Source organism: Aliivibrio wodanis (assembly GCF_052920805.1).
This window is the reverse complement of record NZ_JBREXA010000002.1, coordinates 2,753,773-2,769,260: the sequence shown is the minus strand read 5'-3', so window position 1 is coordinate 2,769,260 and position 15,488 is coordinate 2,753,773. Positions and strand designations below refer to the sequence as shown.

The following is a 15,488-nucleotide window of genomic DNA, read 5'->3' as shown; positions in this document are numbered from 1 at the left end:
TATTTAAAAGGTATTGCTAAATAATGAAAGCCTCTCTTCAGCTCAAAATGGGACAACAGCTTGCAATGACGCCTCAGTTGCAGCAAGCAATTCGATTATTGCAATTATCGACCCTAGACCTACAGCAAGAGATTCAAGAAGCGCTAGACTCCAATCCTCTTCTGGATGTAGAAGAGGAAGCATTAAGCACGCCTGAAGAACTGATATCTCCTGAACCTCAACCAGAAAAAGAAACGGCAACTGCAGAACAAGAAGTTCCAGTCACAGACAGCAGTGACGTGATTGAAAGCAATAACATCTCAGAAGAATTAGAAATGGATGCTAACTGGGATGACGTATATAGCGCCAACAGTGGCAGTACTGGATTAGCCATTGATGATGATACTCCATTGTATCAAGGCGAAACTACAGAGAGCCTTCAAGATTATTTAATGTGGCAAGCTGACTTAACTCCATTCAGTGATATTGACCGCACCATCGCTACCTCGATTATCGAATCCTTAGATGATTATGGTTATTTAACTATCAGCCTTGATGAAGTGCTAGAAAGCGTTGGAAATGACGATGTTGAAATGGATGAAGTAGCAGCTGTTTTAAAACGTATTCAACAATTTGATCCACTTGGCGTTGCCTCTCGAGATCTTGCTGAGTGCCTAATGTTACAGCTTGCTACCTATCCTGCTGATACTCCATGGCTACCTGAAACTAAGCTAATTTTAACAGAGCATATCAATTTATTAGGCAATCGTGACTATCGACAATTAGCAAAAGAGACTAAGCTAAAAGAAAGCGATTTAAAACAGGTTATGACCCTAATTCACGAGCTTGATCCTCGACCAGGAAACCGTGTAATTGATACAGATACTGAATATGTCATCCCTGATGTCTCAGTTTTTAAACATAATGCGAAATGGGTCGTTACTATCAATCCAGATAGTGTTCCTCGTTTAAAAGTAAATGCAGAATATGCAGCTTTAGGTAAGGGGTTGGGCAACAGTCCAGACGGGCAATTCATTCGAACCAATTTGCAAGAGGCAAAGTGGTTAATTAAGAGTTTAGAGAGCAGAAACGAGACGCTGCTCAAAGTTGCACGTTGTATAGTTGAACATCAACAAGATTTCTTCGAATATGGTGAAGAAGCCATGAAGCCAATGGTTCTTAATGACATTGCTTTAGATGTCGAAATGCATGAATCCACTATATCTCGAGTCACTACACAAAAATTCATGCATACCCCTCGTGGTATTTTTGAATTAAAATATTTCTTCTCTAGTCATGTTAGTACGGATAACGGTGGTGAATGCTCATCAACAGCAATCCGGGCACTAGTGAAAAAGTTGGTCGCGGCTGAAAACCAAGCCAAACCACTAAGCGACAGTAAAATCGCAACCTTATTAGCTGAGCAAGGGATTCAAGTTGCACGACGCACTATAGCTAAATATCGTGAATCTCTGGGGATAGCCCCATCGAATCAGCGTAAGCGTTTACTTTAATTAACAGAAAGGAAGTGTTATGCAAATAAACATTACAGGTCAAAACGTCGAACTAACAGATAGCCTTCGTGAATATGTAGATACGAAATTCCAAAAATTAGACCGCTTTTTTGAGCATATAAATAATGTACATGTCGTCTTGAAATTAGAAAAAGTACGCCATGTAGCCGAAGCAACACTTCATGTAAATCAAGGTGATATACACGCCCATTCTGACGCAGAAGATATGTATGCCGCGATTGATGGTTTGGTGGACAAACTTGTTCGTCAACTCAATAAACATAAAGAAAAACTAAGTAGTCATTAACATGCAATTAAGCACCATTCTTTCATTGGATTGCACTAAAAGTGCAGTCCAATGCTCAAGCAAAAAACGCGCATTAGAACTTATCAGTGAAATTGCGGCTCCTCAAATAGGCCAAAATCCTAAAGAACTCTTTGAAAGCTTATTAAATAGAGAAAAAATGGGAAGTACCGGCATTGGTAATGGCATTGCTATTCCTCATGGCCGGATCTTTGATTCTGAAAATGCTGTTGCTGTTTTACTGCAATGCCAAGAACCTATCGAATTCGATTCTATAGATAACCGACCTGTCGATATTCTTTTTGCCTTACTAGTTCCTGATGAGCAATGTAAGTTGCACCTAAAGACACTTTCTTCCGTTGCTGAAAAGCTCAACGATAAGCAAATATTGCGTCAACTTCGCCATGCGGAAAATGACCAAGACCTCTATCAACTCTTCACGTCATAATAAACGCTAAAGGCATTCTAATGAAACTCATGGTAATTAGTGGTAACTCAGGAGCAGGTAAATCTGTTGCCTTACGTGTACTGGAAGATTTAGGGTACTATTGTGTCGATAATTTACCGATTGACCTCTTAACTCAATTTGTTGAATCCATTCAACAAAGCACTCAGAATGTAGCCGTAAGTGTCGATATTCGCAACCTTCCTAAAGATCCATCATTACTAACCCATACTTTAACTGAGTTAAAAAAAGATCATGATGTTACTGTGATCTTCTTAGATGCCGAAGACAAAGAATTGATTAAGCGATACAGTGAAACTCGTCGCTTACACCCTCTCTCTTTAATCGGAGAACAGTGTTCCTTAGAGCAAGCTGTTGCTTTAGAAAAAACTATCTTAGGTGACTTTAAAGAAGAGGCAGATTTAGTTTTAGATACTACAACTAAATCCATTCATGATTTAAGTGAAACTTTACGTGCTCGTATCCTTGGTCGAGAGTCAAAAGAACTCGTGATGGTATTTGAGTCTTTTGGTTTTAAACATGGCCTACCAACCGATGCCGATTATGTGTTTGATGTCCGCTTTTTACCTAACCCACACTGGGAACCAAGCTTAAGACCAATGACAGGTTTAGATAAGCCAGTGGCTGATTATCTAGAAAAGCACGATGATGTTGTGCAATTAAAAACTCAAATTCAAGATTTCCTCACCACTTGGTTACCTGCCTTAGAAAAGAATAATCGCAGTTACTTAACTGTTGCTATTGGTTGTACTGGCGGTCAACATCGTTCTGTTTATATTACCCAACAACTTGGTGAGTACTTCAAACAACAAGGACAGCAAGTGCAGGTTCGCCACAAGACATTAGAGAGGCACTAAGTATGCCTATTTCATCTCGTCATCTCTTAATAAGAAACCGTTTAGGTTTGCATGCAAGAGCTGCGATAAAACTGGTTGAAATGGCTCAAAGCTTTGATGCCATTATCACTCTAACCAATGATGAAAATAAACAAGCCACTGCTGACGGCGTTATGGGGTTGCTTATGCTCGATTCAGCACAAGGTCAATATGTAGATGTTTCAGCTGATGGTCCGGATGCAGAACGAGCACTTACTGCTATTTGCGATCTAATTGAGGCTGGTTTCGATGAAGATGAATGAGTTATTATTTATTACATCAATAGTTTGACCTAATCCTCACAAAATTCACTTATCGTGCTCTCTAAATTGCGTTACTATTCAGCCCATTATCTAATCTAGATTGTCTATACTCATAGTTTGAGTAAGACATCGGCTTATACCAAGGACTAAGAACCTTGGTATCTATGGGGGAGAGTATGCAAGAGCTACAAGATTTCGATCAAACCCATCAAACTCTTCAAGAAGTATCTAATGCCCTTGATAGTGGGATGTTTGTCCATGTTCGTCGTTTACTACAAGACATGGAACCCGAAGATATTGCCCATCTATTAGAAGCCTCACCCAGAAAAAGTCGTCATGTATTATGGCAACTGACCGACCCCGAAGATTACGGTGAAATTCTTGACGAACTGTCGGAAGACGTAAAAGACGGTATCGTCTCTCAAATGGCTCCAGAAAGCATTGTTGAAGCAACCGAAGGCATGGAGATAGATGATGTCGCATATGTCCTTCGTAGCTTGCCTGACGACATTTCTCGTGAAGTATTAAGCCAGATGGACACGGTTGACCGGTTCCGTGTTGAAACCGCACTCTCCTACCCTGAAGACACCGCTGGCGGTATGATGAATACCGATTTCATCACTATCCGAGCAGATGTTGAAATCGATGTTGTTCTACGTTACTTGCGTATGAAAGGTGATTTACCAGAGTCAACCGATGCACTCTATGTACTTGATGAAGAAAGCCGTTTAATTGGGCATTTATCTCTAGCAACAATCATAACAACCCAACCCGACACTTTAGTAAGTGAAGTAATGGATGATGCGGATGAAGCAATTCCAGTCAATACCGACGACGGTGAAGTAGCTAATCTATTTGAGCGTCGTAATTGGGTTTCAGCACCTGTTGTTGATGAAAACCACTTATTACTTGGTCGTATTACCATTGATGATGTAGTCGATGTAATTCGTGAAGATGCAGAGCACTCAATGATGAGTATGGCAGGTATGGATGACGAAGAAGATACCTTTGCTCCAGTTGTAAAATCTGCTCGTCGTCGTAGTGTTTGGTTAGGTATGAATGTACTTGCTGCATTAGCTGCAGCGTCAGTTTCAAATATGTTTGAAGCAACCTTAGCACAAATGGCATCCATCGCTGTACTAATGACCATTGTCCCTTCTATGGGTGGTGTTGCTGGTAATCAAACCGTCGCACTTGTCATTCGAGGTTTAGCGGTAGGTCATATTGGTGACAGTAACCAAAAAGAGTTACTAATTAAAGAGGCTGGGATCGGCCTGCTCAATGGTATTTTATGGGCATCGATCATTGGTGGTATCGTCATGGTTTGGAAAGGAGATATTATGCTTGGTGCTATTATTTCCGTAGCAATGCTGGTTAACTTAACGGTTGCTGGTATTGCGGGTGTTACCATTCCTGTTCTCCTAAAGAAAATGAATATCGACCCTGCATTAGCGGGAGGAATGGCATTAACAACCATTACAGATATTATTGGTTTATCTGCTTTTCTTGGCCTAGCAACTATTCTCATGTAATTAGATAATTACTAGAATTGGTATAACTTATTTGATTTGGCACTAAAAATCAAAAAAGCGCGCTTTCGTTAAATGACTGCGCGCTTTTATTTATCTATTATATTACTGACCAGCAATCTTCATTGATTCAATTAAGATAGAACCAGTTTGAATTTGTGAACGAGTTTCAACATCATTACCCACTGCAATAATATTTTGATACATCTCAGTCAAATTGCTTGCAATAGTAACCTCTGAAACTGGATATTGAATTTCACCATTCTCAACCCAGAAACCAGCGGCACCGCGAGAATAATCACCAGTTACTGTATTTACACCTTGACCCATAAGCTCAGTAACAAGGAGACCTGTACCCATAGTTTTTAGCATTTGGTCAAAACTTTGGCCCGTTGATTTAACAAACCAGTTATGAATACCACCCGCATGCCCTGTCGGGGTCATATTTAATTTACGAGCAGCATAGCTAGTTAATAAATACGTAGCCAAGACACCATCAGTTATGATTTCACGATCTTGAGTGTATAGGCCTTCACTATCAAATGGGCTACTTGCTAAGCCTTTTAAAATGTGCGGGCGCTCACTAACATTAAACCATTCAGGCAGAATTTTTTCGTTTAGCTTATCTAGCATGAAGGTTGATTTTCGATATAAGTTTGCACCACTAATCGCCATTACCAAATGCCCTAACAAACCAGTCGCAACATCTGCTGAAAACATCACTGGTACTTTCATCGTCTCTAGCTTTTTAGCATCTAAACGGCTCACTGTACGTTCAGCTGCTTCTAATCCAACCTTTTTGGCATCCCACAAATCATCACGATGACGCGCAACGGTATAACTGTAATCACGCTCCATATCACCATTTTTATCGACACCAATAACACTGCAACTAATACTGTGACGACTTGATGGATAGCTTGCTAGCATGCCATGACTGTTGCCGTAAACCTTAATGCCGTAATGACTGTCGTAACTTGCACCATCACTCTGTTTAATCGAAGAATGGTACTCTAATGCCGCTTGTTCAGCTTCAATCGCCTTTTGCGCCGCATAGTCAGGCTCGGGATCATCAGGGTGAAATAAATCTAAATCAGGAATATTTTTCGCCATTAATTCTTTTGGCGCTGGCCCAGAAAATGGGTCTTCAGATGTATAATTCGCAATATCTAATGCCGCAGCTACCGTTTGTTCAATTGCTTTATCACTCAAATCAGAGGTAGATGCACTGCCTTTACGATGGCCACGATAAACGGTAATGCCTAAGGCACCATCACGATTAAATTCAACGTTTTCAACCTCTCCCATTAAGGTTGATACACTAATGCCAGTAGTTTTTGTTATCGCAACTTCTGCCGCACTCGCGTGTTGTGTCGCCATTTCTAACGCTTTGGCTACTGCTGCTTCAAGTTCTATTTTTTGATTCATCATTTGGGCTTTTGCATCCATAACATCTGATTGAATATATACATTTTTACTAGAATAACACTCTATGTGATAAATTTGCGCCCAATTATCCATTTATCTTGCTAAAATAGAGAGAATCACCCATTAAAGAATGAAGATCATGGCACGTAAAAATCAAAAAGCTCCTTGGGAAGAAGAAGAAGAGATCATCTGGGTAAGTAGAACCGAGATGAAAAATGACATGGAAGACTTACAAAAACTAGGTGAAGAACTAATTGGTTTAAAGCCAGCTGTTCTTGCTAAGTTCCCATTCTCAGATCTTCTGAGAGATGCAATCAATGATGCACAACGTTTTAAAAATGAAGCGAAACGTCGTCAGTTGCAATACATTGGCAAGCTAATGCGTAATGAAGATCCTGAGCCAATCCAATTAGCTCTAGATAAAGTTCGCAACAAGCATTCACAAGCAACAATTGCACTTCAGAAGCTAGAAGTCCTACGTGACCGTATGATTGAAACACCTGACGCTGTGATTGAAGAAGTAATGGTGAAATATCCAGAAGCGGATCGTCAACGTTTCCGCCAACTGGCTCGCCAAGCAAATAAAGAAAAAGCATCGAAAAAGCCGCCAAAGGCTTATCGTGAAATCTTCCAAGTATTAAAAGAACTATACTTAGACGAAGACCTATAAACTTTCTTTTTATTTAAAGATTAAAAAAGGGCCAAGTATTACCCAATACTTGGCCCTTTTTATATGTTCATTTTAACGAAAGACTACTCAGTACCACCAACGGTTAACGCATCTAATTTTAGTGTCGGTTGTCCAACACCAACAGGAACACTTTGTCCTGCTTTACCACATACACCAACACCGCGATCCAGTGATAAATCATTACCAACCATTGAGATCTGCTGCATCGCTTCCATACCAGAACCAATCAAAGTCGCGCCTTTTACTGGGCGAGTAATTTTACCATCTTCAATTAAGTATGCTTCTGATGCAGAAAACACAAACTTTCCAGAGGTAATATCAACCTGGCCACCACCAAAATTTGGTGCGTAAATACCTTTTTTAACTGTTGAGATAATCTCTTCTGGTGTATGTTCGCCAGGCAACATATAAGTATTCGTCATACGAGGCATTGGCAGATGAGCATAAGATTCTCTACGACCATTCCCCGTCGGAGCAACCCCCATTAAACGTGCATTTAACTTATCTTGCATGTAGCCTTTTAATACACCATTTTCAATTAATGTATTATATTGGCCAGCAACACCTTCATCATCAACATTTAATGAACCACGGCGATCAGCCATAGTGCCATCATCAACAATGGTACATACTGAAGAAGTGACTTGTTCCCCAATTTTCCCAGAAAATACTGAAGAGCCTTTACGGTTAAAATCGCCTTCTAAACCATGACCTACTGCTTCATGTAGTAGAACACCAGGCCAACCAGAACCAAGAACCACAGGCATCATTCCTGCTGGGGCTGCATCTGCATCTAAATTAACAAGAGCTTGACGGATTGCTTCATCAGCAAATTCAAGCGCTATAGACTTTCCATCCACTTCTGTTAAAAAATAATCGTAACCATAGCGACCGCCACCACCAGCACTGCCTCGTTCACGCTTATCACCACGCTGAACTAACACACTGATAGATAGGCGCACTAATGGGCGTATATCTGCAGCATAAGTACCATCCAATGCTGCAACAAGCATTTGCTCGTATACACCACTAATGCTTGCTGATACTTCTTGAACTAAAGGTTCTTTTGCTCGGATGTAAGCATCAACTTCTTCAAGCAATGCTATTTTTTGTTTCTTATCTAAACTATTAAGTGGGTTAATTGGCGCGTAAAACTGAGGTGCCGTTTGAGTTGTAAACGCCTTAACTCTTCCTTCACCACCTTGCTGAACAATACCGCGAGCCGCTTTTGCGCTTTGAGTTAATGCATCAAGATTAATTTGATCGGAATAAGCAAAACCCGTTTTTTCACCTGCTACGGCACGAATACCAACACCGCGATCGATATTAAAAGAGCCATCTTTAATGATGCTATCTTCAAGAACTAGCGACTCATGCCAACAAGATTGAAAGTAAATATCAGCATAGTCTACATCTCTTTTGGCAATGGTGCTTAAAGTCTGAGACAGTTCCTGCTGACCGATCCCTGCTTGACTCAATAAGGATTGTTCTACTTCTTGCAAACTCATTCGAGGTACTCTTGTTAAGAATTTAAGATCTAGGATCTAATTATGAATAAAAAAGAGCGGCTTTTATAGTGAAACCCACTCTTTTCTTAAATAAAGCGATAGCTATACCAATTATTTAAGATGGCTGTTTAATCTAGCATGTTGTGAAACTGGCATTTTTTTACGAATCGCAGCTTGTAGTGAAAGATCAAGCTCAGTAACTAAAACTCCTGTTCCTTCTTGCTGCATCGTTACTTTATTGCCCCATGGATCAATAATCATTGAATGCCCCCAAGTCTCACGACCTGCACCATGATTTCCCCACTGCCCTGCCGCTAATACCCAGCATTGAGTTTCTATTGCTCTAGAACGCAGTAAAATATCCCAATGAGCGTATCCAGTTACCTTAGTGAATGCCGCAGGTACTACAATAATTTCAGCTCCTTGTTGTCGAAGTTTACTGTAGAGTTGTGGAAATCGCACATCATAACAAATAGATAAACCGATTTTCCCAAAAGGCGTATTAACTACTTTAATCTCATTCCCTGGCGTAAAAGTATCAGATTCTTTATAAGAGTGATGACCGTCTTCTACTTCAACATCAAACATATGTAGCTTATGATAATGATCTACTAACTGGCCTTCACTATTAAATACCAAGCATGTCGTTGATAATTTACCATCAGGTTTTTTTATGGGGAAAGAACCTACAATAAGCCACAGTTGATACCTAACTGCGAGATCTGATAGCTCTTGCTGAAGCGGCCCTTGGCCTAGTAATTCAGCATAACGTTCATAATCTTCTTTTTGACCAAAAACAATACTGTTCTCTGGAGTTAAAGCCAGTTTTGCCCCTTGTAGCTGTAATCCCTTTAATTTGAGATTCAGTTGCTTCATATTCTCTTCAGGGGAAGCCCCCGAATTCATTTGAACCACACCTACTTTGCTCATCAATATATCCTTATTAGGCTATGTGCCTCACACTTTACTTTCTTGTTTTCTCAGGTAGCTTATATTCACCTTGACTGCGTGATAACTCTTTCACTGTTGGAGACTCTAACTCGCCCTCAACTTTATAGTTAACCTGTGTTATCACATCAATAACAGGAGAGATTGCCGTAGCAACAGCTAGTACAATAATTGCCGTTTGAGGAGCGACAGCAAACGCTGTAATAATAGGAATACCAGAGGTGAGATCTGGCGTAAAGTTCACTTCAGCATCCACTAAGCGAGTATTCAGATCTGCCTTTCCTTTAATCTTCATCTCACCAGCAACTGCATCCATGATTAAGTTATTACTAACAAAAACACCTCCACGCATTTTTCCGCTACCAGTGATTGAGTTAAATGCCATCCCATCATCAAACACATCTCTAAAATCCAATTTCATCTTACGGATAATCGAATCAATACTGAATAAACCAAGAAAACGCGCCGCACCTTTTACATCGGTAATAACTCCCTCACCAAGAGTAGAAGAGAGATCACCAGAAAGCGTATTAATTTGGATGCTCCAAGGAGCTCCTTCCCAATGAAGATCCGCATCCATGCTGTAACTGGCTTTTTGAATCCCAGAACTGATACCAAAGCGAGCTAATAACTCTGAGTTATTCTCTCCAGAGGCTGTCATTTTAAACTCAGAACGGCTTTTGTCGTTGTTTAACGACCAGTTACCTGACATTGCCAGTTTATTATCACCACTAATAATATTTAATTTATCTAGATAGAAAACATTCTTAGATTTTTTTAGCTTAGAATTTACACTACCTAACCTATAACCCTGAATCCAAGCATCATTAATCGTTAATTCTAAGTTTGGCATTAAGTGAAAAAACTCGCGATCAAAATTAGACACTATAGGATCATCGCTTTTAGCTTGATTTAAACGCTTTTGATTTTCTGGCTTATCCAAACTTGGGATATAAAGATGAAGATTATCTAACTGTACTAATAAATCATCACTATTCTTCCAGCTCGCTTTCCCATCAACTTCTTGGCTTTTAATTTGAGCATACCAACCTTGAGATTTTTTTCGAATATCTGTTTTAACATCATTCCAATCCAAATTGGCTAGATGTAATGAGGTTACACTCACATCAATATGGGTTGGCAGCGGAATAATAGGAAAATGACTAGGTGATGACTTTGAGGTTATTTTCTCTGCTTTTTTACTTAAAATAGGTTCAGATAACCATTCATCAGCATTTAATGATTGAGTATTAATTGATGCCGATTGCCCTACAATTGGGCTGACTTTAAAATTACCACGACCGACAATAACATGACTCGCAGTAATCACTGGTGGCATTTGTGTAATATTAATCTCAGCTTGATATTTCATATCAGGCAAAGTTAAGCGACCAGAGAGTCTTTCTGAGTTACCAGAAACTTGTAGTTGTGCTTTTTGCTTTTGACCTTTATTCAAAGCCAGAGGATAAGGTAATGTTGTGCTTAACTCATCAAGTGAAGCATCTAAGCCCACCTGGTAAGTCACACCAACATCTGCAACCTGCAAATTAATTGTTGAATTCCATTCAGCCCCCCCACTGACTTTTTCCATCATTGGTGAATCTATGTATTTTTCTAACAAAGAAGCTGTCCATTTTCCCTTTGTATCAATATCAACAGCATAAAAATCAGACTGTGCTTCACCACGAAAAGAGAGTGACACTCGCTGACCTAGTAACGAGGCTTTTATTCCAGAAGATTTAACGACATCATTATCAAATTCAATACGTCCTTTAGCATTTGTTAACACTATATTAGGTGATTGCAATTCAATGTGGTTATTTGCTAAATCAGCATAACCCCAAGCTCTGACTTCACTCCCATTAAATGGAATATCTAAACGCAATAATGCATCAATACGATTATTAACTTGTATGCTATTTAAAGCTGCTCCAACAGAATCAACCAACGGCGTTGCTGTCATGTATTCACGTACCGCTTTACCTGAACCATTAGCAACCGCTCTAATGGTTAACTTTCCATCTTCTGCTAAGTTGGCAATTCGTCCAGTAACACGTGTTGCATGCACATCCATCAACTCTGCTGAGTGTGAACTCAAAAACATTGATGCATTTTGAAATAACAAATCTAACTGTAAATTCGTTAATGGAGGCCAAGCTGTATCAAACGAAAACTGAGCGTCTTTTAATCCAACTTTAACTTGGAAGATCCCATCGTATTTGGTGTAGGGAAAATCTGCGACTTCACCATACCAAAGCAGTTGCACAGTTTTAGCGCTACCGCCTTGAACCGCTGCCGATAAATAGTCAGTTAAGTCTTGCCCTAAAGCTAATGCTGGTAAATAACGCCATGTTTGATCAGCATTAAACGCGTCGGCTTCTCCATAAAAAGAGAGTACGGCTGGTTCTTCTACTGGAAAATCAAGACGAAATTCTCCCTTAACTTGTAAATCAGGAGTCGATACATTGATATAATCAGACCATAATCGCCATCCTTTATCATTGACTTCCCAATATGCAGTGACATCACCTTGTGTAATATTTAATGGGGCTTGAAAAACATCACCATAAGGAAGGGTATCATTAACTAGCGATAGTGTAGCTTTACCTTTTTCTGCATCACCTGCCAATAATATGTCTAGTTTTCGAAATCCAGGAAGTAATTCCCATTGTTCCATTCCTGCCGCATGAATAGAGGCGGAGTAAGTTAAACCGCGAGTCTGATCAAATTCAACACGAATATCATTAATACTGCCTTTAGGATCTAGCGTCGTAAGTAGCTCTGTAATATTATCTTGTGAATCTGGTAATAGTGTTTTCAATCCCAAAACACTATATAAATCAATATGCGTTACGTTTGCTGTCCATTTTTCTGGCTGCCAATTAAAACTGCCTGAAATCTCTGGCCATAAATCATCTTGGTTCTTAACTTGAATACCAGAAGACAAGACTTGCCAACCTTTCTCTTTTGGCTGCAGTTCAAAAACGCCTCCTTCAATACTTACTTGATGAATATCCTTATCTTCCATCCAATTAAGATAAGAAGGTGAGGCCTCAACTAGAGCATCGATTGGTTGGCCGTTTTTAAAAGAAAACCACGCATTGGCAGATACTTCACCTTGAGTTATCCCGTATTCTTTTTGAAGCTCCTCTGTTATCCAAGGTGTCACTTGAATATTTTTTGCTTCTACATAAAAATGCCCATCTAAACTTTTAAATGTGCCCTTTTCTTTAAAGTTAGCGATCACTTTAAGCTGGTTAATCTCACTGCCAATAACACTAACAACACCTTCAGCCAAATGTTTTCGTCGCTCATTTCTCCATTGCAACGAGTCTATTTGAAGTGTTTTTTCTTTACCATCCAAAGTGAATAAAGTGACCTGAGAGTTTTTAACAGAGAAATGGCTTAATCGAACTAAAAATAGGTCCTCCAAACGCGCAGCTAAAGAATCTTCAGCGGTTGCTTTTTTCTGCCCTTCACCGCCAGAAGCATCACCACTTTCTTTATTTAATGATGTTAAATCAGCACTTAGCTTATCAATACGTAAATCTGCAAATTGAGGTTGTCTAGCCCAAAGGGAAGAAAGTATATTCAATTGAATTTCAACATCACCAACCGAAATAATTTCATCTCCCGAAGCAGGATCTGCAATTAATACTTTTCTAAGATTTAACGATGGATTAGTATTTCGCCAACGCCCATCAAGTTCTCCAATAGAGATTGAAAGACCTGTAGTCTGAGAAAGGAAAACTTCAATTTCCGATTGGTACTGATTTAAGGAAGGGAGGAATAGACGTAAGCTTGTTATGACTAATGCTGCTAATAAAAATACCAGCAGCAATAATCCCATAAAGCAACGTTCAAAACGAATTAACTTAGTGGTCACGTATTATTATTCTCTACATCATTACAACATCAAACTGCTCTTGAATATACAGAGGTTCAGCCTGAATTTTTACCTGTTTTCCAATAAATAGTTCGAGTTCAGCTAAAGCATGAGATTCTTCACCTTCAAGTGCATCCGCTACTGCTACCGAAGCATAAACTACAAACTTATCTGAATCATAGGCTCGGTTTACTCGTGTTATTTCACGTAAAACCTCATAGCAAACACTCTCAACGGTTTTCACTGCACCTCGGCCTTCACATGTAGGGCATTGACCACACAAAACATGCTCAATACTTTCTCGAGTGCGTTTTCGAGTCATTTCAACCAAGCCAAGTTGTGTGAATCCATTAATATTGGTTTTTACACGATCTTTCTCTAATGCTGACCCTAACGACTGTAATACACGTCGACGATGCTCTTCACTAAGCATATCAATGAAATCAATGATAATGATCCCACCAAGGTTACGTAGACGCAGTTGACGAGCAATGGCTTGTGTCGCTTCAACGTTAGTGTTAAAAATGGTCTCTTCTAAATTACGACGACCAACAAACGCACCAGTATTAATATCAACCGTTGTCATTGCTTCTGTTTGATCTATGATCAGGTATCCACCAGACTTAAGTTCAACTTTTCGATCAAGTGCACGTTGAATTTCATTCTCAGTTTCGTACATGTCAAAGATAGGTTTGTCACCCGAGTAATACTCAAGTTTCTTAGTTAATTCAGGTACAAATTCAGTTGTAAATTGCTTTAATTTTTCAAAAGCTAACTTCGAGTCAACACGGATTAAATCTAGTTCTGTTCCCACAAAGTCACGTAGGATACGTTGATCTAAACCTAATTCCCCATACAACATAGATTTAGTTTTGCTCTTTTTACGACGCTCTATAACCTTGTGCCATAGACGCTTTAAGAAAGCTGCATCTTGTGAAATTTCAGCTTCACTTGCACCTTCAGCTGCAGTTCTAATAATAAAACCGCCAAACTCATCACAATAATCAGAAACCGTATTTTTTAAACGATTACGTTCTTTTTCACTTTCAATGCGCTGAGAAACACCAACATGACTAGCCCCTGGCATAAATACCAAATAGCGCGAAGGAAGGGTTATGTCAGTAGTAAGACGAGCACCTTTCGTTCCAAGCGGATCTTTAACAACTTGTACCACCAGATCTTGCCCTTGGTGTACTAATTGAGAAATGTCTCTCACCTGAAACTGGCGTTTTTCATTCTCAGAAACACATTCCGTATGAGGAACAATGTCTGAGGCGTGCAGAAATGCGGCTTTATCCAAACCTATATCAATAAACGCAGCTTGCATCCCCGGCAATACTCGGCTTACTCGGCCTTTGTATATATTACCTACAATACCACGTCGTGCTTCTCTTTCTACATGGATCTCTTGAAGCACACCGGCTTCAATCATCGCAACTCGAGTTTCACTCGGCGTTACGTTTATTAACAACTCTGTACTCATTGGAGCACCTCACTAATTTTTACAAAAATTGGTGTAAGAGCTGATCCGTTTCCATCAAAGGCAGTCCCATGACAGCGTGATAGCTGCCATCAATTCGCGAGACAAATCGCCCACCACTACCTTGAATACCGTATGAACCTGCTTTATCGCAAGGCTCTCCACTTTCCCAATATTGTTCGATTTCTTGCTCGGAAAGCACTCTAAACCATACCTGTGTAATTACTGTTTTGGTTCTTGTTGTTTCAGGTGTAGCTAAAGTGACAGCAGTCATTACTTGATGTTGACGACCAGACAGTGCCAAGAGCATTCTCTTGGCATCTTCAAAATTCTTTGGTTTCTCTAAAATAACACCATCGATAACGACGATGGTGTCAGACCCTAATACAGGGACAAAAATATTCTTCGTTTGTTCGATTTTTCGCTCATTAACTAAGAATTTAACCCCAGCTTGTGCTTTATCTTTAGATAATCGTTCGACATATATAAGAGGTGTCTCATGCGCTTGATGCACCTCTTCAACATCGACAGATAAAATCTCAAATTGATAGCCTAACTGAGCTAATAACTCTTTTCTTCGAGGCGAACCTGAAGCTAAAAAAACTTGAGTTGTCATT

General features: G+C 39.7%; 13 protein-coding genes. 7 read left to right on the top strand and 6 right to left on the bottom strand.

The genetic code is table 11. The annotated features are described in order from the left end of the window. Positions 1 to 23: 23 nt before the first annotated feature. The 6 genes from ACU5DF_RS20820 (at position 24) to mgtE (ending at position 4,933) form a co-directional block, all read left to right on the top strand. Positions 24 to 1,493 (top strand): RNA polymerase factor sigma-54, encoded by a 1,470-nt coding sequence (locus tag ACU5DF_RS20820; RefSeq protein WP_446714034.1) that lies wholly within the window; start codon positions 24 to 26, stop codon positions 1,491 to 1,493. Between the two features lie 19 nt (positions 1,494 to 1,512). Continuing rightward, positions 1,513 to 1,800 carry a ribosome hibernation promoting factor gene (gene hpf, locus ACU5DF_RS20815; RefSeq protein ID WP_045102927.1) on the top strand — a complete coding sequence of 96 codons (288 nt, stop codon included), beginning with the start codon at positions 1,513 to 1,515 and terminating at the stop codon, positions 1,798 to 1,800. Between the two features lies 1 nt (position 1,801). After that, complete coding sequence (gene ptsN / locus ACU5DF_RS20810; protein WP_045102928.1) at positions 1,802 to 2,245, top strand: PTS IIA-like nitrogen regulatory protein PtsN; 444 nt, start codon at positions 1,802 to 1,804, stop codon at positions 2,243 to 2,245. Between the two features lie 20 nt (positions 2,246 to 2,265). Beyond that, the gene (gene rapZ, locus ACU5DF_RS20805; protein ID WP_446714033.1) at positions 2,266 to 3,120 is read left to right on the top strand and encodes an RNase adapter RapZ; all 855 of its coding nucleotides are present in this window, start codon (positions 2,266 to 2,268) and stop codon (positions 3,118 to 3,120) included. 2 nt (positions 3,121 to 3,122) lie between these two features. Beyond that, positions 3,123 to 3,401, top strand: a complete 279-nt coding sequence (locus tag ACU5DF_RS20800; protein WP_045102930.1) for an HPr family phosphocarrier protein — start codon at positions 3,123 to 3,125, stop codon at positions 3,399 to 3,401. Positions 3,402 to 3,577: 176 nt separating this feature from the next. Continuing rightward, positions 3,578 to 4,933: a magnesium transporter gene (gene mgtE / locus ACU5DF_RS20795; RefSeq protein ID WP_045102931.1), complete on the top strand. Its 1,356-nt coding sequence runs from the start codon at positions 3,578 to 3,580 to the stop codon at positions 4,931 to 4,933. A gap of 102 nt (positions 4,934 to 5,035) precedes the next feature. Here the strand turns inward: mgtE and pmbA are convergent, their stop codons facing one another. Beyond that, positions 5,036 to 6,379 carry a metalloprotease PmbA gene (pmbA, locus tag ACU5DF_RS20790; RefSeq protein WP_045103361.1) on the bottom strand — a complete coding sequence of 448 codons (1,344 nt, stop codon included), beginning with the start codon at positions 6,377 to 6,379 and terminating at the stop codon, positions 5,036 to 5,038. Positions 6,380 to 6,497: 118 nt separating this feature from the next. On the opposite strand from pmbA, the gene yjgA reads away from it, so the two are divergent. Beyond that, the gene (gene yjgA / locus ACU5DF_RS20785; RefSeq protein ID WP_446714032.1) at positions 6,498 to 7,028 is read left to right on the top strand and encodes a ribosome biogenesis factor YjgA; all 531 of its coding nucleotides are present in this window, start codon (positions 6,498 to 6,500) and stop codon (positions 7,026 to 7,028) included. Between the two features lie 83 nt (positions 7,029 to 7,111). Here yjgA and tldD read toward each other — a convergent pair whose 3' ends face one another. The 5 genes from tldD to ACU5DF_RS20760 all read right to left on the bottom strand — a co-directional run bounded on the left by tldD (position 7,112) and on the right by ACU5DF_RS20760 (position 15,487). Continuing rightward, the gene (tldD, locus tag ACU5DF_RS20780; protein ID WP_446714031.1) at positions 7,112 to 8,557 is read right to left on the bottom strand and encodes a metalloprotease TldD; all 1,446 of its coding nucleotides are present in this window, start codon (positions 8,555 to 8,557) and stop codon (positions 7,112 to 7,114) included. A gap of 111 nt (positions 8,558 to 8,668) precedes the next feature. Next, complete coding sequence (locus ACU5DF_RS20775; RefSeq protein WP_446714030.1) at positions 8,669 to 9,487, bottom strand: carbon-nitrogen hydrolase family protein; 819 nt, start codon at positions 9,485 to 9,487, stop codon at positions 8,669 to 8,671. Positions 9,488 to 9,521: 34 nt separating this feature from the next. After that, complete coding sequence (locus ACU5DF_RS20770; RefSeq protein ID WP_446714029.1) at positions 9,522 to 13,391, bottom strand: YhdP family protein; 3,870 nt, start codon at positions 13,389 to 13,391, stop codon at positions 9,522 to 9,524. A gap of 13 nt (positions 13,392 to 13,404) precedes the next feature. Continuing rightward, positions 13,405 to 14,874 (bottom strand): ribonuclease G, encoded by a 1,470-nt coding sequence (gene rng, locus ACU5DF_RS20765; protein ID WP_045102936.1) that lies wholly within the window; start codon positions 14,872 to 14,874, stop codon positions 13,405 to 13,407. Between the two features lie 19 nt (positions 14,875 to 14,893). Beyond that, a complete protein-coding gene (locus tag ACU5DF_RS20760; protein WP_045102937.1) occupies positions 14,894 to 15,487 on the bottom strand; it encodes a Maf family protein in 594 nt (197 codons plus the stop codon). Position 15,488: the final 1 nt, after the last annotated feature.

Bases quoted from the DNA above. Each gene is read 5' to 3' on its own strand.
- ACU5DF_RS20820 (WP_446714034.1), top strand. From the start codon at position 24: ATGAAAGCCTCTCTTCAGCTCAAAATGGGACAACAGCTTGCAATGACG.
- hpf (WP_045102927.1), top strand. From the start codon at position 1,513: ATGCAAATAAACATTACAGGTCAAAACGTCGAACTAACAGATAGCCTT.
- ptsN (WP_045102928.1), top strand. From the start codon at position 1,802: ATGCAATTAAGCACCATTCTTTCATTGGATTGCACTAAAAGTGCAGTC.
- rapZ (WP_446714033.1), top strand. From the start codon at position 2,266: ATGAAACTCATGGTAATTAGTGGTAACTCAGGAGCAGGTAAATCTGTT.
- ACU5DF_RS20800 (WP_045102930.1), top strand. From the start codon at position 3,123: ATGCCTATTTCATCTCGTCATCTCTTAATAAGAAACCGTTTAGGTTTG.
- mgtE (WP_045102931.1), top strand. From the start codon at position 3,578: ATGCAAGAGCTACAAGATTTCGATCAAACCCATCAAACTCTTCAAGAA.
- pmbA (WP_045103361.1), bottom strand. From the start codon at position 6,379: ATGGATGCAAAAGCCCAAATGATGAATCAAAAAATAGAACTTGAAGCA.
- yjgA (WP_446714032.1), top strand. From the start codon at position 6,498: ATGGCACGTAAAAATCAAAAAGCTCCTTGGGAAGAAGAAGAAGAGATC.
- tldD (WP_446714031.1), bottom strand. From the start codon at position 8,557: ATGAGTTTGCAAGAAGTAGAACAATCCTTATTGAGTCAAGCAGGGATC.
- ACU5DF_RS20775 (WP_446714030.1), bottom strand. From the start codon at position 9,487: ATGAGCAAAGTAGGTGTGGTTCAAATGAATTCGGGGGCTTCCCCTGAA.
- rng (WP_045102936.1), bottom strand. From the start codon at position 14,874: ATGAGTACAGAGTTGTTAATAAACGTAACGCCGAGTGAAACTCGAGTT.
- ACU5DF_RS20760 (WP_045102937.1), bottom strand. From the start codon at position 15,487: ATGACAACTCAAGTTTTTTTAGCTTCAGGTTCGCCTCGAAGAAAAGAG.